At 65.1% G+C, this 18889-nt stretch carries 16 protein-coding genes; 9 read left to right on the top strand and 7 right to left on the bottom strand.

Annotated elements, in window-relative coordinates; genetic code table 11:
- The first annotated feature begins 17 nt into the window (after window positions 1–17).
- Complete coding sequence (locus tag QCE69_RS07215) at window positions 18–488, top strand: ribonuclease (protein WP_309916258.1); 471 nt, start codon at window positions 18–20, stop codon at window positions 486–488.
- 19 nt (window positions 489–507) lie between these two features.
- On the opposite strand, the gene bfr is transcribed toward QCE69_RS07215, so the two are convergent.
- A complete protein-coding gene (bfr, locus tag QCE69_RS07210) occupies window positions 508–984 on the bottom strand; it encodes a bacterioferritin (RefSeq protein ID WP_309930091.1) in 477 nt (158 codons plus the stop codon).
- Window positions 985–1313: 329 nt separating this feature from the next.
- Between bfr and QCE69_RS07205 the strand changes: the two genes are divergently transcribed.
- Genes QCE69_RS07205 through QCE69_RS07195 form a run of 3 tightly spaced genes read left to right on the top strand, consistent with a single transcriptional unit; the run spans window position 1314 to window position 4830 of the window.
- Entirely contained in the window at window positions 1314–3425 is a 2112-nt protein-coding gene (locus QCE69_RS07205; protein ID WP_309930089.1) for a TonB-dependent siderophore receptor, read from the top strand.
- A 30-nt stretch (window positions 3426–3455) separates the two neighbouring features.
- Window positions 3456–4664: a PepSY-associated TM helix domain-containing protein gene (locus QCE69_RS07200; RefSeq protein ID WP_309930087.1), complete on the top strand. Its 1209-nt coding sequence runs from the start codon at window positions 3456–3458 to the stop codon at window positions 4662–4664.
- Window positions 4657–4830: a hypothetical protein gene (locus QCE69_RS07195; RefSeq protein ID WP_309930085.1), complete on the top strand. Its 174-nt coding sequence runs from the start codon at window positions 4657–4659 to the stop codon at window positions 4828–4830. The genes QCE69_RS07200 and QCE69_RS07195 overlap by 8 nt, the downstream gene beginning before the upstream one ends.
- A 44-nt stretch (window positions 4831–4874) precedes the next feature.
- Here QCE69_RS07195 and QCE69_RS07190 read toward each other — a convergent pair whose 3' ends face one another.
- Window positions 4875–7262, bottom strand: coding sequence for a phosphocholine-specific phospholipase C (locus QCE69_RS07190; protein WP_309930083.1), 2388 nt, complete (start codon window positions 7260–7262; stop codon window positions 4875–4877).
- Between the two features lie 320 nt (window positions 7263–7582).
- Window positions 7583–8338, bottom strand: a complete 756-nt coding sequence (locus QCE69_RS07185) for a hypothetical protein (protein WP_309930081.1) — start codon at window positions 8336–8338, stop codon at window positions 7583–7585.
- 276 nt (window positions 8339–8614) lie between these two features.
- Here QCE69_RS07185 and QCE69_RS07180 point away from each other — a divergent pair, with 276 nt between their 5' ends.
- Together QCE69_RS07180 and QCE69_RS07175 are read left to right on the top strand one after the other, a co-directional pair.
- Window positions 8615–8977, top strand: coding sequence for a hypothetical protein (locus tag QCE69_RS07180; protein ID WP_309916237.1), 363 nt, complete (start codon window positions 8615–8617; stop codon window positions 8975–8977).
- Window positions 8978–9374: 397 nt separating this feature from the next.
- Complete coding sequence (locus QCE69_RS07175) at window positions 9375–11600, top strand: TonB-dependent siderophore receptor (protein ID WP_309930080.1); 2226 nt, start codon at window positions 9375–9377, stop codon at window positions 11598–11600.
- 30 nt (window positions 11601–11630) lie between these two features.
- Here the strand turns inward: QCE69_RS07175 and QCE69_RS07170 are convergent, their stop codons facing one another.
- A complete protein-coding gene (locus QCE69_RS07170) occupies window positions 11631–12290 on the bottom strand; it encodes a hypothetical protein (RefSeq protein WP_309916231.1) in 660 nt (219 codons plus the stop codon).
- A gap of 240 nt (window positions 12291–12530) precedes the next feature.
- On the opposite strand from QCE69_RS07170, the gene QCE69_RS07165 reads away from it, so the two are divergent.
- From QCE69_RS07165 to QCE69_RS07155, 3 genes are all read left to right on the top strand, one after another.
- Window positions 12531–13193, top strand: coding sequence for a response regulator (locus QCE69_RS07165; RefSeq protein WP_309916229.1), 663 nt, complete (start codon window positions 12531–12533; stop codon window positions 13191–13193).
- A complete protein-coding gene (locus tag QCE69_RS07160) occupies window positions 13190–14575 on the top strand; it encodes an ATP-binding protein (protein ID WP_309916226.1) in 1386 nt (461 codons plus the stop codon). Before QCE69_RS07165 ends, QCE69_RS07160 begins: the two co-directional genes overlap by 4 nt.
- Window positions 14576–14741: 166 nt before the next feature.
- Window positions 14742–15404: a response regulator transcription factor gene (locus tag QCE69_RS07155; RefSeq protein WP_309916223.1), complete on the top strand. Its 663-nt coding sequence runs from the start codon at window positions 14742–14744 to the stop codon at window positions 15402–15404.
- Between the two features lie 51 nt (window positions 15405–15455).
- Here QCE69_RS07155 and QCE69_RS07150 read toward each other — a convergent pair whose 3' ends face one another.
- The 3 genes from QCE69_RS07150 to QCE69_RS07140 form a co-directional block, all read right to left on the bottom strand.
- The gene (locus tag QCE69_RS07150; protein WP_309916220.1) at window positions 15456–16940 is read right to left on the bottom strand and encodes an esterase-like activity of phytase family protein; all 1485 of its coding nucleotides are present in this window, start codon (window positions 16938–16940) and stop codon (window positions 15456–15458) included.
- 129 nt (window positions 16941–17069) lie between these two features.
- The gene (locus QCE69_RS07145) at window positions 17070–17267 is read right to left on the bottom strand and encodes a hypothetical protein (protein WP_309916217.1); all 198 of its coding nucleotides are present in this window, start codon (window positions 17265–17267) and stop codon (window positions 17070–17072) included.
- Between the two features lie 161 nt (window positions 17268–17428).
- Complete coding sequence (locus QCE69_RS07140; protein WP_309930078.1) at window positions 17429–18868, bottom strand: MFS transporter; 1440 nt, start codon at window positions 18866–18868, stop codon at window positions 17429–17431.
- Between the last annotated feature and the right edge of the window lie 21 nt (window positions 18869–18889).

The raw sequence follows: 18889 nt of genomic DNA, 5'->3' as shown, positions 1-18889 counted from the left end.
CCGGAGGCAACCGTTTCGTGAAGCGAGCATGGGCTTTCTCATTCGCCGTCGCCCTGAGCGCGGCGCTTGCCGGATGCGGCAAGGGCGGATCGCAGGACGCGACGCAGAACGCGGGCGCATCCGCGAGTCAGGCGCCGGTCCAGCTCGGACCGGTCGCGAGCGGCGTCTCCGCCGCCTCGGGCGCGCAGGAGCATGGCGCGCCGGCCACCATCCCGAAGGCGCAATTGCCCGGCGAAGCCGCCGAGACCTTGCGCCTGGTCCAGTCGGGCGGGCCTTTTCCGTTCGGCGAGGACGGTGTCCTGTTCCGCAACAGCGCGTCATTGCTGCCGCAGCATGCGCGCGGTTACTACCACGCCTATACCGTCCGTACGCCGGGCGCGGCGGACCGGGGCTTGCGCCGGATCGTATGCGGCGGAGCGCGCAAGCAGATTCGCGACTGCTATTACACCGACGATTACTACGCGAGTTTCAAGCGCATCGGAGACTAGGGGAGGGAGCCGGCTTGCGTCAGGCCGGCTTGCTCACGGCCGATTGCTGATAGTTCGCGATGCCGAGCTTGTCGATCAGCCCGATCTGTATTTCCAGCCAGTCGATGTGCTCTTCGGTTGCATCCAGCAACTCGACCAGCAGTTGCCTCGACACAAAATCCCGCACTGACTCGCAATAGACGATTCCGCTCTTGCATTGCGACTGCGCCGCCCGTTCGAGCGCGAGATCGTTTTTCAAGGCGTCGAGCGTCGTCCTGCCGATGTTGAGCGGATGCAGATCCTGCAGATTCGGCTCGCCGTCGAGCATGAGGATCCGTTCGATCAAGCGGTCCGCATGCGTCAGCTCGTCCATCGACTCCGCGTATTCGTGCGCGCCGAGTTCCACCAGTCCCCAGTGTTTGTACAGGCGCCCATGGTGCAGGTACTGATGCACCGCAGTCAGTTCGTTCTTCAGTTCCGCATTCAGAAGCTCGATAACTTTCGGATCGCTTTGCATGATTTTGCTCGCCGGTGACTCGTGTGGAAAGCATATACGCATTCGCTTCATCGCTTCGCCTGCGCATTCGTTCCTGTCCAGCGCCGAATGCGAGGTCATTCACACAAATAAGAATCATTCGCGATAACTCCGAAAAATTGTTATAGTCCAGCCCGAATTGATGGGGAGCGGCCGCGGGGGCAACGGACTTCATCTCTACGGGCGTAGCCGGGTTCATCACGAAGTCAATCTAAAAGGACAGGCCAGACATGCAAGGGCGTCGGGGACGGCAGGCAACGGGTATCGGGCACGGGAAAAAGCAGCGACAGATAGCGTGTGCAGCATGGCTGATGTTCGCCGGCGCGGCGCACGCGCAGGATCCGTCGGCTGTCACGACCAGCGAGCCGCAGTTGAAACCCGTGATCGTGACGGGCGAGCGTGATCATGAAACCGCGACGAGCCATGTCGAAGGCTATGTGGCCAGACAGTCCGCCACAGCCACCAAGACCGACACGCCGATCATCGAAGCGCCGCAGTCCATCTCGGTCATCACGGCCGACCAGATGCAGGCGCAAGGCGTGCAGAACATCGGGCAGGCGCTGCGCTACACGGCGGGCGTCATCGGCGAGCAATTCGGCGGTCTCGACACCACGGTCAACTACTACACCGTGCGCGGCTTCCAGAACACCATGCCGTTCGTCGACGGCCTCTCCACGCAGACCTTCTTCACCGTGCTTTCGCCGTCCTGGGATCCCTACGGCCTCGAGCGCATCGATATACTGCGCGGTCCCGCATCGGTGCTGTACGGGCAGACCGTGCCCGGCGGCATGGTCAACCTCGTCACCAAGCGTCCGACTGCCGAGCCGTTCCACGAGGCCTCGATCGAAGTGGGCAGCCGCGGGCTCGTGGGCGGACAGATCGACGTGAGCGGCCCGGTGAACCGCGACGGTACGCTCCTGTACCGCTTCACCGCGGACGCCAGCAGCGCAAGCACGCAGACGGCGTTCGTGCAGGACAAGCATGTGTTCGTCGCGCCCGCGCTGACCTGGAAGCCGAATGCGGACACGACCTTCACCGTGCTCTCGCATTTCAGCTATCGCGACACGGGCAATCCGAACGCGGATTTGCCGGCGATCGGCACGCTATATCCGAGTCTGTATGGCCGCATCGGCACCGGCACCTTCGACGGCGAGCCGGAATTCAGCCAGTTCAAGCGCACCGAAGCCGCGATCGGCTATGAGCTGGAACATCGCTTCAGCGATATCCTCAAGGTCCGCCAGAACCTGCGCTATCTGCACGCGCATCTTGACCAGAAGACCGTCGGCGACGCCGGGCAGGAAGACGATCTCGCGACCATCGACCGCTATGCGTATGCCGCGAAAGCCAGCGCCGACATCTTCACGATCGACAACAACGCGCAGTTCCGCTTCGGCACCGGACCGGTCGAGCACACGGTGCTGGTCGGCGTGGACTATACGCATTCGGTCGACCGCTGGGCCGAGCGCGATGCCTCCGAGGTGCCGCCGCTCAATCTCTATGCGCCGGTGTATGGCGGCGCGGGCAGTATCGTGTTGCCGGATACGGCGGACTTCAGCCAGAAGGACACGCTGAATCAGGTGGGCGTGTACGCGCAGGATCAGATCCGCTTCGGCAAGCTGGTTGCCACGTTCGGCGTGCGGCAGGACTGGACCAGCACGAAGCAGTTCGACCGGATCGCCGGCGTCAACGCGGCCGACAACGACGCCAACCGCTTCACCTATCGCGCGGGACTCGTCTATCTGTTCGACAGCGGCTTTGCGCCCTATGTGAACTACGCGACGTCGTTCCAGCCGGGACTCGGCATCACGTACGACGGCTCGCCGCTCAAGCCGACGACCGGACAGAGCGTCGAAGTGGGCGTCAAGTATCAGCCGAAGAACCAGAAGAGCTTCGCGATGCTGTCGCTCTACAACATCAAGCAGAAGAACGTGGTCGAGCCGGACTTCGTGCATACCGACGGCAATTTCGTCGACCAGACCGGCGGCGTACGGGTGCGGGGCATCGAGTTGTCGGGCGTGGCGGACCTGGGCGCCGGCCTGAGTCTTACCGCCGCCTACACCTACATGAGCGGCGTCATCACCGACAGCGACGAAGGCTATGCGGGCAATCGCGCGGCCAACGTGCCGCATCACATGGCCAGCCTGTGGCTCGACAAGACGCTGCAGGGCGGCCCGCTCAAGGGCCTGGGCTTCGGCGGGGGCGTGCGCTATATCGGGCCGCAATACGGCGACCAGGCCAACACGCTGAAGCTGTCCTCGACCACGCTGTTCGACGCCGCGATCCATTACGATATCGAGCGCTGGCGCCTGTCGGTCAATGCGCAGAACCTGTTCGACCGCATCTACGTGAATTGCCAGAGCGACACGTATTGCGCTTATGGCTTGCGACGCAGTGTCATCGGGCGAGCCACTTATCAGTGGTAGGCTGGGCGCCCCACATCAGGTTTCCCTGTCATGACCCGGCGATCCAGCGTACGCACGTGGTATCTCGTTCATACCTGGACGAGTCTCGTCTGCACGGCGTTTCTGTTGCTGATCTGCCTGACCGGCTTGCCGCTGGCGTTCTCCGACGAGATCGACGCCTGGCTCGAGCCGCACACCTATGCCGCGCTGCCCGCCGACGCGCCTCGCGCCACGCTGGACCGGCTTGTCGGCATCGGCGAGCGGCTGTTCCCGAAGGAGGTGGTGACCAACGTGTTCATCGACGACGACGAACCGCAGGTCTACGTCTGGATGGCCCCGTCGTTCGACGCATTGACGCGTGACCGGGACGTCGCGCATTTCATCCGCTTCGATGCACGCACGGCGGCGGTGCTGGAGGTGTCGAAGCCGGAGGGCCAGCAGCCTACGCGCTTCATGGGCCTGATGCTGTCCCTGCATCGCGATCTGTTCATGGAGTTGCCCGGCGAGCTGTTCCTGGGAGCGATGGCCGTGCTGTTCGTGATCGCGCTCGTATCGGGCGTCGTGCTGTATGCGCCGTTCATGCGCAAGCTCGCATTCGGCACGATACGGCGCGACCGCAACGCGCGCCTCAAGTGGCTGGACTGGCATAACCTGCTGGGCATTGCGGGCTTCGCGTGGATGCTCGTCGTCGGAGCGACCGGCGTGATGAACGAACTGAGCACGCCGCTCTTCGCCCTCTGGCAGCGCACCGATGTCGAAGCGGCGCTCGCACCCTGGCGAAGCGCGCGGCCGCCGATGCAAGCGGAACTGCGGCCCGTGCAGGAAGCGCTCGACACGGCGCGTCGCGCGACGCCGGACACGGTTTTCACGAGCGTCATGTTTCCGGGCAATCCGTATGGCACGCCGCATCACTATCTGGTGTGGGGCCATGGCACGCGTCACCTGACGTCGAAGCTGTTCGTGCCGGTGCTCGTCGATGCCCGTTCCGGCGCGCTCACGCCGATGCCGCCGATGCCCTGGTATCTGCGCGCGCTCGAAGTGTCGCGGCCGCTGCACTTCGGCGACTACGGCGGGCTGCCTTTGAAGATGCTCTGGACGCTGTTCGATGCGCTCACCATCGCGGTGCTCGTCAGCGGCCTGTATCTGTGGATTGCGCGGCGCAAGACGCGGGATCAGCGGCTGAAGCATCTGATCGCCGTGCACGAGCGTCCTTCCTGCAGGGAATCTGCGCCTGCCATCCCGGACGTGCGACATGAATGACGCCCGCAAGATCTGGACGATACCGCTGCTGCTTGCAGCCCTGACGCTGTTCGGCCTGTTGTCGGCGCTGCTTGGCACGGGCGTATGGCACGCGCTCGCCTGGCTGACGCTGGCGGTTCCGGTGGCGGTCGTGCTGGCGGTTGGGCTGAGGCGGCGGCCTCGATGAGGTCAGCGAGGCTCCGGGCCGCAACCCGGCGCCTCGCGTCATCATCAGAACGCGTCGGTCATGCCCATCGCCGGATCGGAGACCGAATGACGGCCGGTCTCCATGCGCCCCGCGATACGTCGATAGAAGCTGCGGTCCGTGCTGCTGGTGATCTCGAAGTCATACCAGAAGCCGGTTTGCGCAAGATTCCAGAACAGCGCCACCGGCAGCAGGCCGCCCGTGCTGACCGTCCACGTGTGGCCGGGGCCGAGGCTGTCGGTGCGCGGGAACGGCGCGGGTGCGGGCCAGGCGCCGAAGCCGTCGGCCGCGAAGCCGTCGAAGCCCGACGGGCCGCGTCCGAAGCCCGGCAGCGGCAGGCCCGGAAACGCCTGCAGCGCGCCATACACCCGGTTGGACTTCACCGTGAACTGGGCCAGTCCCGCGCCGTCGTTGCGCAGTTGCAGATGCAGGTTGCCGGTCAGCGTGCCATAACCCACGCGAATCTCCAGGTTGCTGCTCCGATGTCCCTTCAGCGCAGACAGATCGCCCTTGAATTCGCGATGCCAGCCATTCGGACCCAGTACCCAGAGATCGTACTTGCCGAGGTCGCCGGAGGCCGGGGTCCAGAGGTCGTCCAGCGTCCTGCCGGGTTCGACGGCGTAGCGCTTCGGCAGGCGGTCCAGATGCAGCTTGTCGTACACGTGGAACACGGCGCCCTGGCGGCCCGTGTTGGCGAACAGCAGCTTGACGCCGCCGCTGGATGCATCGACGTGCGCGCTCGCATGCAGCTCGTACGGCAGCGCGCGCGACGGACGAAAGCCGTTCGCCTGCGCCGGCATGCCGCGAGCGGCGTCCGGCACGATCTGCCCGAGCGCCTGTTGCGTGGCGCGCAGTGCATCGGCGTCGGCCTTGCTCTTTTCGCCGGCGAGCGTCGGCAGCGGCTCGCTGTTCGGCGTCGCGAAATTGAAGGCGGTCGTGAGGTCGCCGTTGATCAGCCGTCGATACGACGAGATGTTGCTTTCCTTGATGCCGAAGCGCGCCTCGAGGAAGCGCAGCACCGAGGTATGGTCGAAGGTCTGTGAGTTGACCCAGCCGCCGCGGCTCCACGGCGAGATGACCCACAGCGGCACGCGCGGACCCGGACCATACGGCTTGCCGTCCGGTGCGGCGGGCTGGCTGTCGGGCGCGGCGCCGGTGTCGGCGCGCGTGACGTAGGGATGCGTGAAGTACTCGACGCCCAGCTCGCTGCCCGAGAGCGTGGTCTTGCCGGCATAGCTGCCGTCACCATTCGGCGACGGCACCGCCGCGGGCGGGACGTGATCGAAGAAGCCATCGTTCTCGTCGAAGTTGACGAGCAGCACGGTCTTGCTCCACACCTCGGGCACGGCGGTCAGCGCGTCGAGGAATTGCTGCACGAACCACGCACCCTGCACCGGGCTCGACGGGCCGGGGTGCTCGGAGTAGACGTCGGTCGGCACGACCCACGACACCTCCGGCAGACGGCCGTTCTTCACGTCGTCGGCGAAGGCTTCGACGAAGGTGCCGTTCGTGTTCGGATCGGCGTCCGTGGTCGGCATCGTGTTCTCATAGACCTTGATGAGCGGCTGGGCCGCGGCATCGGCCGGGTTGTAGACCGGCTCGGCAGCCTGGGTGAGGGAGGTGTTGACCTGGCGTGCCGCCGGCAGCGCCTCGTTGGCCTGGCGGAACTTCCTGAAGCCCAGCAGCGGGTTGCAGCCGTAGGTGTTGATGATGTTCTGGTACACCTTCCAGCTCACGCCGGCTTCTTCGAGACGCTCGGCGGTGGTCTTCCAGTCGAAGTACGCCGACGCCGACGACGCCACGGTGTAGTCGCCGGTGAAGTTGTTCACGAAGGTCTTGCCGTAGGCCGGGCCATTCGTGCCGGTGGAGTGGAACATCCGGTTCGGATGCGTGCCGCCGAGGAACGCGCAGTGGTAGTCGTCGCAGATCGTGAAGGCTTCGGCGAGCGCGCGCTGGAAGGGGATCTCGGCCGTGTCGAAATAGCCCATCGTCTGGTTCTTCTTCGACACCGGCCAGGCCGCCATCCGGCCGCCGTCCCACGCGGCTTGCGTGTCGACCCAGCTGTGCGGCGTGCCGGTGACGCGTTGGGCATTGCCGCGCGTTTCGTCGAGATGGTAGGGCAGGTCGACGTTGCCGCTCGCGTCGAGCTGCTGCCATACGTTGCGGCCGTTCGGCAGCGGGATCGTGAAGCGATCGCCATAACCGCGCACGCCTTTATAGGTGCCGAAGTAATGATCGAACGCGCGGTTTTCCATCATCAGTATCACGACGTGCTTGACGTCCTTGATCGTGCCGCTCTCGTGATGCGCGGGTATCGCGAGCGCGCGGCGGATGCTGGGGGGAAACACGCTGAGCGCGGCGGCTGACAGGCCGGCCGTGGCCGTGCTCTGGAGAAACTTGCGGCGGGAGTTCACGGGGGAAGTGCTCCTTCTCGTTTGGCTGGAGGCAATGAGCGTCGAAACCTTCGATAGCGTTCACCGCAGCCTGTCCGCCCGGCGCACCGGCATGGCTTGTCACGGCCAGGCTGCGTGAGCCGGCCGCGCTCCATGCTCGATGTCGCCCGGGAAGGAGACTGCCTGCCGAGACCCCGCTCGTGGAAGCCCAAGGACGTCGTGTTGCACGTATTGCATGCCCGTAACCGTCAGTACGGTGACTGTCAGCTCCGGGTGACTGAGGAATATAGGGGACAAGTATGACGGAATGGTGTCGATAACGGGATTCGGCGTCGTCCCGTTCAATGCATGGCGCGCGCGGGACGCTGCTTGAAGGTGAACGCGCAGACGAGCATGAAGCCCATCAGGGCGAGGGACGCGCCATAACGGTTCAGTTCGAGTCCGCCCTGGGCCACGGGTTTGTCGAGGAAGTCGCCGAGGACTGCACCCAATGGCCGCGTCAGGATGAACGCGCTCCAGAACAGGAACGTGCGCGACACGCGCGTCGCGTAGAAGGCAATGGCAATGACCACGAGCAATGCGCCGAAGATCAGCGCGGCGCCGGTGTAGCCGAGGCCGGCGTCATCGGCGGTCCAGTCGCCGAGCGCGGTGCCGAGCGTCTGCGAGAACATGATGGTCACCCAGTAGAACATCTCGGCGCGCGGCGATGACACGGTCGCGATCGATACCGATCCCGTCGCGCGATACCAGACCGCGAGCGAGAGCATGAGCAGCGTCAGCAGCAATGCACTGCCGCCGGCGTAACCGATGCCGAGCGAGCGATCGGCGAAGTCCGCGAGCGTGGTGCCGACGGTCGTCGTCGCGACGATCGTGAACCAGTAGAGCGCGGGATGAAAGCGGCGCGCCCTGATCTGCGCGCTGACGGCGACGATGAACACCGCGGCGAAGATGCAGGTGCCCAGCAGGTAGCCGAGTTTCATGGACATGGAGACGGCATCGCCGGCGGTTTCGCCGAGCGTCGTCGCGGCAATCTTGATGAGCCAGAAGCCGAAGGTGACCTCGGGGACCTTGGCCGTGACCGCAGGGTGTTTTTGCATGAGTGCTCCGCTCAGGGACAGGGATGTGTCGTTCATGGAGGAGCAGAGAGCTTAGTGAGCGATCGCTTATGAAAGGCTTAGGGTCGCGTGCGGTCTCGTCAATCCCGTCGCTTGACACCTTCCTTCAAGCCGCATTTCAGATCGGTTTCATGCATGCGTTTTTTCGCTTCAATGCGCATGGCTAAGCTTCCCTTAAGGACGGCAACCTCAAGCTTGTCGGTGACTCGGTGTTCATGCGTTCACGCAACCAAGGTTGCGTCATTCCGGAAGCTTCAAATGAGCCTGCCTCAGCCCGGCGCCATTCGAGCGAATCTCGTCCTCTTCGCGATGTCGGTGGTAGTCACCGAGAGCGGCGCGCTGATCGTGCTGGCGTGCGTCGGACATCCTGGATGGATGGCGGCCATCGCCACCCGGAGCGTCATCCTGTGCCTGTCGGGCATGCTCTGGCGCTTCGTCAGGCACCGTGCGCGCACGGCGTTCGAAGACGCGCGCGACAGCGGGCAGGTGGTCTGGCAGCGCGATGGCGTCAATAGCCGCTTTTGCGTCAGCAAAGCGTGCCGCTCAGGATGGCTCGTGCAACTCCACAGGGAAGCGAGCGGAACAGAAAAGCGGGCGGATAACGTCGTCATTCATTCCTGAGTCTTGTGAAGCACCCAGGTTCCCCGTCCACGCGGGCAGTCCTTACCGGACTGTCTTTTCAACCCGGCGCATGCCGGGTTTTTTTCGTCGTGCGCCGCGTCGATTCCGGGGCGAGACGAGGTCCATGCAAAGTTTGAGCCTAATAAGAATCATTCCCATTATCCCACGAAAATTCTTACGAACACTTAGCCGCAGCTTTCAGTGTTGCGTGGGCAGCCTTGCCGCACAACGGGCGGAGAAATCTTTTTAAAGACCCGTTTACTCCTCGGTTAACAAACATTACACTTCGCGCCGATAGTTAATGCGAAACATTCGCATTAACCAGGTCTATCGCGGCTTCGTTCGCGTCAGTGCGCTTCACGCAATGTGAGGCTTCAATCCTTCACACACAGACACCATGCCCGCTCTGCTCAAGACGCGGACGCGTTTGCTCGCGTCCGTCGGTGCGCTTTATTGCGCCAGTTTCGCGTTGCCTTCCCACGCCCTCGCGCAGGCCGCGCCGGACGCCCCCGAACTCGCGTCATCGACCTCCGCTACGCTGCCCGCCGTCAGGGTGAACGCCAGTGCCGTGCAGTCCGACATGCAGACGAAGGCGCTGCCGTCGTACAAGTTCACCGCGCCTCTGCTCGACACGCCGCGTTCCATCACCGTCATTCCGCAGGAACTGATCCGCGAGACCAACGCGACGACCTTCGCCGACGCCCTCAAGACCGTGCCGGGCATCACCTTCCTCGGCGGCGATGCGGCGGCGAATCCGTCGGCGGACCGGCCGGTGATCCGCGGCTTCGAATCGCGCAATTCGATTTTTGTCGACGGCATCCGCGACTCGGGCGTGCAGAACCGCGAGACTTTCGACATCGAGAACATCACGGTCATCAAGGGTCCGGATTCGGTGTATGCGGGACGCGGCTCGGTCGGCGGTTCCATCGACATCGAAACGAAGATGCCGAAGAACGAGGACTTCATCAACGCGGGACTCGGCATCGGCACGGACGCCTACAAGCGTCTCACGCTGGATGCCAACCACACATTCGGCGACGGCAACGCATTCCGCTTTAACGCAATGGGCTACGACGCCAATCAGGCGGGCCGCAACAACGTGTACAGCAAGCGCTGGGGCGTGGCGCCTTCGGTGGCGTTCGGCCTGAACAGTCCGACGACGGTCACGGTCAGCTACTACCATCTGAACTCGTACGACATGCCGGACTTCAGCGTGCCGTTCCGTTCGACCGGCGGCACGCCGATCAACAGCGACCGCAGCCAGTTCTACGGCTTCAACGATCGCGACTACCGCTACGGCCAGACCGATACGGGCGAAGTGCGCGTCGAGCATCGCTTCAACAACGACCTGAAGCTGCGCAACACGACGATGTTCGGCCGCTCGACGCTCGATTACGTCGCCACCAATCCGCAGTTGCTGAACGCGACCTCGAACATCCTCGGCCTGCAGGCTAAGAGCGGCAAGTACGCGACCAACAGCATCACCAACCAGACCGAACTGACGGGCAAGGCGACGCTGCTCGGCATGCAGCACACGATGACGGGCGGTGTCGAATTCAGTCACGAGCGCAGCCTGTACGAGGGCTATCTCGTGGCGGACAGCGCGGGCAACAACATCCGTTCGAACACGCCGTGCAACGTGCCGTTCAACTGCACGCCGATCAACGCATGGAATCCCGACAACCCGTGGCTCGGCAGCATCCTGCTGAACGGCGACAAGGGCTTCCCCGGCGCGGCGACGCATACGCAGACCAACACGGCATCGGCGTACCTGTTCGACAGCGTGAAGATCACTGACCAGTGGCTCTTCAATGCGGGCGTGCGCTTCGACCGCTTCGACGTCACGGCGACGCAGCAGGGCGCGAAAGACCTGACGAACGATTCGAACCTGTTCAGCTATCAGCTGGGCCTCGTCTACAAGCCACTGCCCTCGGTGAGCCTGTACACGTCGTACGGCACGTCGGCGAACCCGCCGGGCGCGAACTCGGGCCTCGGCGGCGGCACCGACCAGATCACCGCGACCAACCAGGATCTTTCGCCGGAGCGCAGCCGCAACATCGAAGTGGGCGCGAAGTGGGACGTGCTCGACCGGCTCTCGATGAACCTCGCGCTGTTCCAGACCGACAAGACCAACGCACGCGTGAGCGACGGCCTGGGCGGCCTGATCAACGCCGGGCATCAGCGCGTGCGCGGCGTGGAAGTGGGCACGGCGGGGAACATCACGGGCAAGTGGAGCGTGTTCGGCGGCTATTCGTATCTCGACGCGATCACCGTCGATGCCGGCGCGGCCAGCGCGGCCTCATCCGGCCTGCCGATGGTCATGGTCCCGAAGCACAACGTCGCGCTGTGGTCGTTCTATGACGTGCTGCCGAAGCTGAAGATCGGCGCGGGCGCGACCATCGCGAGCAAGACCTATGCGTCGGTCTCGCCGACGGTGCGCAAGTGGACGCCGGGGTATGCGCGCATCGATGCGGTCGCGACGTATCACGTGTCGAAAGCGGTGGACGTGCAGTTGAACGTAAACAACATCTTCGACCGCAAGTACTTCTCGACCGCCTATCCGATCTACGCGACATGGGCGCCGGGCCGCTCGGCCGTGGTCACGGTCAACTTCTATCAGTAAGCGGGAGGGAAGGGGGATCGCCGCGCGCGATCACCCCTCGAGCATGACCGTCCGGCTGAACCCGAACGTGCTGACCCGCGTGATGGGTTCACGCGTCAGGGCAACGCCCCGGAAGCCGCCGGGCATGGGCAGGGTGAGGGCGTGATCGTGGGACATCGCAGCGCTCGCCTGCCCGAGCCGCGCGCGTGCGATTCCGGCGGCCTCGGCCCAGGCCCTGCCGCCGCGCGACGCGTCGTCCGCCACGGGCGCGACCGTCAGGCCCACGCCCACTTCGCACGCCGCGATCACGATGGCGATCCAGATGCCCGCGTAGGCCACATCCACACCCAGCGGCACGTCATGGCCCGCGACCGCGACGCGCTCGAACGGCCCTTCTGTCAGCGCGACTTCCTCGGGCGCACAGGCAAGCATGTGTGACAGCGACAGGCGCAGCGTCGCGCGCGCGATGCTGAAGCGTCGTCCGATCGACGCGCGGGGATGCATGCGCGCGCGTCTGCGTTCCGCGATGGTCAGCCACTGGCCGATGTTCAACGCGGACGCGAAAGGAAAGTCGGTGGAGACGAGCCACACGTAGAGCTCGCCAGGGGCGGGTGGCGCTTGCGCCAGGGTATCGGCCTGCGTCAGATCGTAGTGCCGCCACGCGATGCCGTCGGCCCCGATGTCGAGCGGTTTGACACGCGCGGTCTTCATGCCGGCGCTCCCGTGGCGACATCGGCCACAAGCATTGAATGGTGCTGCGAGCGATGCGCGCCCGTCATGTCGGCCCTCGGACCCAAAATGGCGCATTGTGCGGACGCGGTGCTTATGGGACGCTTAAGGCGCCACTGCGCCGAAGAAAGAGCACTCACCCCCTTACCATCACGGATATCGGGCAGCTAAGCTTCCGGGTCGTGCCAGGGTCGGCACGGCGAATTGGCTGGGGAGGGCAACGTGCGCTTGCTTCTGGTGGAAGACGACGAAATGATCGGAGAGTCCGTGGCCGCCGCGCTGCGCCGCGACAACTACACGGTGGACTGGGCTCAGGACGGCCGGGAAGCCGAGTTGTCGCTCGCCAACGACGTCTACGATCTCGTGCTGCTCGACCTGTCGCTGCCGCGCCGCGACGGCATCGATGTCCTCAATACGTATCGGAGCCGGGGCGGCAACGCGCCGGTGCTGATCATCACGGCGCGCGAGGCCGTGGACGAACGAATCCGCGGCCTCGACGCCGGCGCGGACGACTATCTGCTCAAGCCCTTCGATCTCGCCGAACTCGCCGCACGCATCCGCGCGCTGTTGCGGCGGCGGACCGGGCAGAAGCATCCGGTTTTCTCGCACGGCGAACTGACGCTCGATCCTGCCGCGCACGAGGCCGCAAAAGGCGGCGTGCCGCTCAACCTGGTGCCGCGCGAGTTCGCGCTCCTTCAGTCCCTGATCGAGGAGCCGAAGCGGGTCTTCAAGCGCCGCGAACTCGAAGAAAAGCTGTACGGCTGGGGCGAGGAAGTCGGCAGCAATGCCATCGAGGTCCATGTGCACAGCCTGCGGCGCAAGATCGGCGCGGACGAGATCGTGACGGTACGCGGCGTGGGCTATCGTCTGAAGGGGCTCGGATGACATCGATCCGGCGCTGGCTGCTCGGCTGGCTGATCTGCGGTCTCGGCGCGGCCTGCGCCATCGCGGGCTATGGCATTTTCAGCCTGGCGCAGCTGGAGGCGGGCGAACTCTTCGACTACGAATTGCGCACGATCGCGCTGTCGATGCCGAGCAACGTCGATGACACGCCCGGTGCGCACGGACGCGCGCCGGAGTTGCGCGGCATCGCGGACGACCGGCTCGTGATCGACATCTGGGACGGCTCGGGCAGGCTCGTCTATCACTCGCCGAACGAACCCGAGCTGCCGTTCCTGGGCGACGGCTTTCGTTCAGCGGAGCGCGAGGGCATTCGCTGGCGCGCCTTCGGCCACGCCGAGCGCAACCGCTTCATCCAGGTGGCGCAGCCTTCGAGCGTGCGCGAGGAACTCGCGGCCCGGCTCGCGTCACGCACGCTGATGCCGCTGGCCGTGCTGATCCCGGTGCTGATCGGCATCGTGCTGTTCGTCGTGGCGCGCGGGCTGTCGCCGGTCGGTGCGGTGTCGCGGGCGCTGGCGGCACGCTCGCCCGAGTCGCTCGACCCGATCCGCTTCGACAAGCCGATGCCCGTCGAACTGCATCCGCTCGTGCAGGCATTGAACGATCTGCTCGGGCGCGTGGACGAGGCGTCGGAAGCGCAGCGCGCGTTCATCGCCGACGCGGCCCACGAACTGCGCACGCCGATGACCGCGCTCAAGCTCCAGATCCAGGGCGCGACGAGCGACGGATCGATGCAGGTCGACCCCGTGACCCGGCAGAAGATCGAAGGGCGCCTGAATCGTGTCATCCATCTCGCCCAGCAACTGCTCAGCATGGCGCGCGAGGATGCGGCCCGCGAAGCCGCCATGGCGCCGATGAGCCTGCGCAACCTGTGCGAGGAACGCGTGGGCGACTATTCGCTGCTGGCGGAGGCGAAGTCGCTGGATCTCGGGCTCGAAGTCGATCAGGCGCGCGGCGAGCGGGACGAGTTCATGATCCACGGCGATGTCCACGCGCTGGGCGTCCTGCTGAACAATCTGCTGGACAACGCGGTGCGCCATACGCCGGCGGGCGGGCGTGTCGACGTGATCCTGCGGCGCGAACCCCGGGGGCTCGCGCTGACCGTGCTCGATACCGGCAGCGGCATCCCGGCCGACGAGATCGCGCGCGTGTGCGACCGCTTCTACCGGATTTCAGGGACGGCAGGGCATGGCAGCGGGCTTGGGCTCGCCATCGCGTCACGCGTGGCGCGGCGTCATCATGCAACGCTGGTCGTCGCGAATCGCAGCGACGTGACGGGGCTGTCCGTATCGGTGCAGGGGCTGCGCGAACTCGCCGATGCGCCGCTCGACCTCACGCCCAGACCTGCCGCGCACGCGGCCGAGTGACCGCTGCTTCCGTCGCCATCCCTCGGCGCATCTGCCTGCTAAGCATTTCATAAGCATGCGCGCACTAGGCTCGTGGCCTTGTCCGGTCGACGAGTGTTCAGATGAAGCGCGCACCTTCCCGCTTTGCCCGCGGCCTGCATTCGCCAGGGCCGCACGGTGGCAAGGCATGAGAGTCCTGCTGGTCGAAGACGGGCACAGTGGCGCCGAGCCCGTGCACCACGCGCTGAAGGATTACGGCTACGTCGTGGATCTGGTTCATGACGACAAGACGGCCTTGCTGTCCCTTTCGACGCACGTCTACGACGCCGTTCTGCTCGATGCGGAACGATCTGGCCCGGGCGGGCTGGCCGTGCTGCGCAAGGTGAGACGCGCGGGCGGCCATGTGCCCGTGATCGCGTTGACGGCGCGGGGCGCGGTCGCCGGGCGGATACGCGCGCTGAACGAAGGCGCGGATGACTGTGTCAGCAAGCCGTTCGACATGCTGGAACTCGACGCACGCCTGCACGCACTCATGCGTCGCCTCGGCGCGCACTCTGCGGCGCTGTTGACGAACGGCGTGCTGACCTTGAACCCGGCTACTCGTGAAGCCCGCTCGGACGCGGCGGCGACGCGCCTGTCCGGCCGCGAATTCGCGTTGCTGCAGGCGCTGCTGATGCAGCCCGGCGCCGTGCTGTCACGCGCCGATCTGGAAGACCATATCTATGGCTGGACCGACGAAGTCGAGAGTAATGCCGTCGAGTTCCTGATTCACACGGTCCGCAAGAAGCTGGGCGCCGAGGTCATCAGGAACGTGCGCGGCGTGGGCTGGATGGTGTCGCGGCCAGCGTGATGCAGGCGCCGCAACTCGCACGGCGCCTTCTTCTTCTATTACCCTCGCGGCTTACTGCTTGTACTTCGCCGGCACCTTCGTCAGGTCGATCATGACGATCTCGCCGAAATCCTGCGTCTTTCCGTCGGGCAGGAACTTCTCGCTCGGCGGGAACGGATTCGCGGCCGTGGCCATCGGTACCGTCGCGGGTTCGTCGGTGATGCCGAAGTCCGAATCGTTCGAGATATAGATCTTGGTCGGATCGGCAGGATCGACCGCGATACCCTCGACCTTGTCGTGACCGAAGTACATGCCCTTCGGATCGATGGTGGTGAAGAGCGCCGCATAGTTGAGGAACAGCGACTCCGTGCCGACCGTGATCCCCGCCGCGCCCAGCGCCTGCACGGCGGCCGGGGCATCGGCGGTGCCGGCCAGGTCCTCGATGGTCTTGCCGCCCACTTCGAGCCCGCTGGCCGGATCGTAGCTCACCGCACCGCCCGCGATCGTGGTGCCGATCAGCGGCGATTTCGGACCGACGTCCGTGGCTCGGCTCAGATCGAGCTTCCACAGGTTCTTGTCGGCGCGCGCCTTGCCGCTTGCCGTGCCGTCGACGGTGCCTTCGAAATTGCCGTCGCGTTCGTCCACGATGAAGGTGCCGTCCGGCAGCGCCGTGATCTCGCTGACGGCCTGGCCTTCGGGGTTGCCCGCGCCATTCGTATGCAGGGCATACAGGTATTCGTGCACATCGTTGACCGGATCCGCGAGCGACACCTTCACGACCCGCGTGATCGCGGCCTTGCCCGAGGCAACCGCCGCCACGCCGTTCTTGTCCAGCGGCGACTGCATGATGCCGACGAGATACTTGCCGTCGGCGCTGAGCGTCAGTCCTTCCATGCCCTTGTTGGGCTTGCGCTTCCTGAGCTCGCCGGGCAGCGCCAGATCGTTGCCGGTGCTTGCCTTGGAATAGGGATTGAGGCGGAGGAGTTCCTTGCCGCTGGCATCGAAGTGGACGATGTACGGCCCATATTCGTCCGATACCCAGAAGGTGCCGTCGGCCATCGCGACCAGCCCTTCCGGATCGAGGCCGGCGTTGCTCGTCGGCAGCACGTTGCCGTTCATGTCGTAGATGGTCTCGGCGGTGCTCGCTTCCGGATTCACCCGGCCGTTCATCGGCGTGCCGTCGGCCAGCGACAGGCCGATGACCTTCGCCACGCTCGCCTTGCCGCCCGCCAGCTGGAACAGCGCGATGGCCGGCTGGAACGCTGCGTCAGGCTCGATCTTGTTGCTGCCGTCGGGTGCGGTGACGTTGGGACCGCGATCGGTCATGCCGTAGAAGTAGCCCGGCTGATTGGGCGCGGGCGTCAGTGCGGAGCCGTAGCCGGTGCCGACGATCGGCACGTTGCCCCAGTTCGTATAGGGCGCGATGTTCTGGGTGTAGAGCTGTGTCGCCTGTTTAGCCTGGGCGGCCGGGCTGTCGTCCGCCGATGAATCGTTGCCGCCGCATGCGGCCAGCGCCAACGTCACTGCCAGTGCCACGCACGTCTTGTTGTTGACCATCCCATGCACTCCTTTTCTAGTGTCGTTCTTATGAAAAGGCACAGGGTAGCGACGTGCAGTGGCAGCTTCGTGACCGGGGCATGCTGTCAGGCGTCGGAAGCAGAATGCTAGGTTTTCTTCAGACCAGCATCATTCGTCGAACAACTCATGAGGATGCTTGCTCGCAGCCTTGATGGCCGCCCGGTTCGCGAGCCAGGCCAGCGCGCAGAGCAACGCGCCCGCCGCGCCGTAGGGCGCGAATCCGAAGCGTCCGGACGCGCCGGTGCTCAGCGCGTAAGCGGGCAGCAGAATGCCCGCGGAAAGAAGAAAGTACCGCAGCCAGCGCACAGTCGATGTCCTCCGGTCGCCCGGAAGCGAGTGATTGCCCGGGCGTGGCTCATGCCAGTTGGGTCGCGGTCAGCGTGATGCGGATCGCGGCGAAACGGGCAGAGTAGCAAGTTCCAGTCCCCGTCGGTCCGGCGTGCGCTTGCTGTCGGTGTGCCAGTGTCTCAGTGGGAGATCTCGTCGAGCGTGCGATTGTTCGTGCGCGGACCGAAGAAGCCGATCGCGCCCATCACCATCACCATCGAGCCGCCGATCAGGCCGAACACGCCTTCCACGCCCACATGCCGCAGCGCGAAGGCGATCATGAAGCCCGAGAACATCGCGGAGAGGCGCGACATCGAGTAGACGAAGCCGACAGCCGTGGCGCGGATGCGCGTCGGAAACAACTCGGTCTGGTAGGCGTGATAGCCGACCGAGAGCAGGGTGCCCGACAGCGTGATGAGCACGCCGAGCAGCATCAGCATGGCAGGCGACGACTGCGTCGCGAACAAACTGCCGAAGACCGCAATGCCGAGCGCCGAGAGCACGATCAGCGTCTTGCGTTCGATGCGATCCGCGAAGGCCATCGCAAGCAGCGGCCCGAACGGATTCGACGCCGCGATGACGAACGAGTACATCAGGCTGTGGGTGATGGTCACGCCCTTGGACACCAGCAGCGTGGGCACCCATGACGCGAAGCCGTAGAAACCGATCGCCTGGAACAGGTTGAATACCAGCAAGGTAATGGCGCGGCGGCGGTACGGGCGTTGCCAGATCTCGCCGAAACGCGCCTTGCCGGCGGCGGCGGCCGGTTCGCTGCTGTCATCGGGCGCGGGCAGTGCCTGGCCGTATTGCTGGGCGACCCTGGCTTCGAGCGTACTCAACACGCTGTCGGCTTCGTCGAGACGGCCCTGTTGCGCGAGCCAGCGCGGGCTTTCCGGCACGCGGCGGCGAATCGCCCATACGATCAGCGCGCCCAGTGCGCCAATGATCACGACCCAGCGCCATCCGTCGATACCAAAGGGCGCGCGCGGCACGAGCCACCACGAAAACAGCGCGACGGCCGGCACCGCCGTGTACTGCACGAGATGCACGAAGGCGAATGCACGGCCGCGCAGATGTTTCGGCACGAGTTCGCTGACGTAGGTATCGATCGTCACCAGTTCCACGCCCACGCCGATGCCCGCGATCAGCCGCCACAGGTTGATGGCGGCCGCGCTGTCCTGCCAGGCCATCGCGAACGTGGCGATCGAATACCAGAGCAGCGATACGGTGAAGGTGGTCTTGCGTCCGAAGCGATCGGCGAGGCGCGTGAAACAGAAGGTGCCGATGAACAGGCCCGCGAACGAGGCCGCAACGAAGGCGCCGAGTCCGGAGAAACCGAAGAACGAGGCGGTGGTCGTCGAGTAGAGGCCGCTCTTGACCAGGCCCGGCCCGACGTACGCGGTGAAGAACAGGTCGTAGAACTCGAACCAGCCGCCGATTGACAGCATGAAGACCAGCGCCCATACCGAGCGTGTCGCGGGCAGGCGGTCGATACGCGCGTTGATGCGCAGCGATCCGCCGGCCTCCGTTGGATTGTGCGGCGGGTTGACCCCATCGACGGGCAGGCTGGCCATCTGCATGTTCTCCTTTCCAACTTCAGT

The sequence above is a fragment of the Caballeronia sp. LZ032 genome, from assembly GCF_031451315.1.
GTDB lineage: Bacteria > Pseudomonadota > Gammaproteobacteria > Burkholderiales > Burkholderiaceae > Caballeronia.
The sequence above is the reverse complement of the archived record's forward strand: the minus strand, read 5'-3'. Positions and strand labels throughout refer to the sequence as shown.

Excerpts from the sequence above, each read along its gene's own strand:
- bfr (WP_309930091.1), bottom strand. The coding sequence starts at position 984 with ATGCAAAGCGATCCGAAAGTTATCGAGCTTCTGAATGCGGAACTGAAG.
- QCE69_RS07205 (WP_309930089.1), top strand. The coding sequence starts at position 1,314 with ATGTTCGCCGGCGCGGCGCACGCGCAGGATCCGTCGGCTGTCACGACC.
- QCE69_RS07200 (WP_309930087.1), top strand. The coding sequence starts at position 3,456 with ATGACCCGGCGATCCAGCGTACGCACGTGGTATCTCGTTCATACCTGG.
- QCE69_RS07195 (WP_309930085.1), top strand. The coding sequence starts at position 4,657 with ATGAATGACGCCCGCAAGATCTGGACGATACCGCTGCTGCTTGCAGCC.
- QCE69_RS07185 (WP_309930081.1), bottom strand. The coding sequence starts at position 8,338 with ATGCAAAAACACCCTGCGGTCACGGCCAAGGTCCCCGAGGTCACCTTC.
- QCE69_RS07180 (WP_309916237.1), top strand. The coding sequence starts at position 8,615 with ATGAGCCTGCCTCAGCCCGGCGCCATTCGAGCGAATCTCGTCCTCTTC.
- QCE69_RS07175 (WP_309930080.1), top strand. The coding sequence starts at position 9,375 with ATGCCCGCTCTGCTCAAGACGCGGACGCGTTTGCTCGCGTCCGTCGGT.
- QCE69_RS07170 (WP_309916231.1), bottom strand. The coding sequence starts at position 12,290 with ATGAAGACCGCGCGTGTCAAACCGCTCGACATCGGGGCCGACGGCATC.
- QCE69_RS07160 (WP_309916226.1), top strand. The coding sequence starts at position 13,190 with ATGACATCGATCCGGCGCTGGCTGCTCGGCTGGCTGATCTGCGGTCTC.
- QCE69_RS07155 (WP_309916223.1), top strand. The coding sequence starts at position 14,742 with ATGAGAGTCCTGCTGGTCGAAGACGGGCACAGTGGCGCCGAGCCCGTG.
- QCE69_RS07150 (WP_309916220.1), bottom strand. The coding sequence starts at position 16,940 with ATGGTCAACAACAAGACGTGCGTGGCACTGGCAGTGACGTTGGCGCTG.
- QCE69_RS07140 (WP_309930078.1), bottom strand. The coding sequence starts at position 18,868 with ATGCAGATGGCCAGCCTGCCCGTCGATGGGGTCAACCCGCCGCACAAT.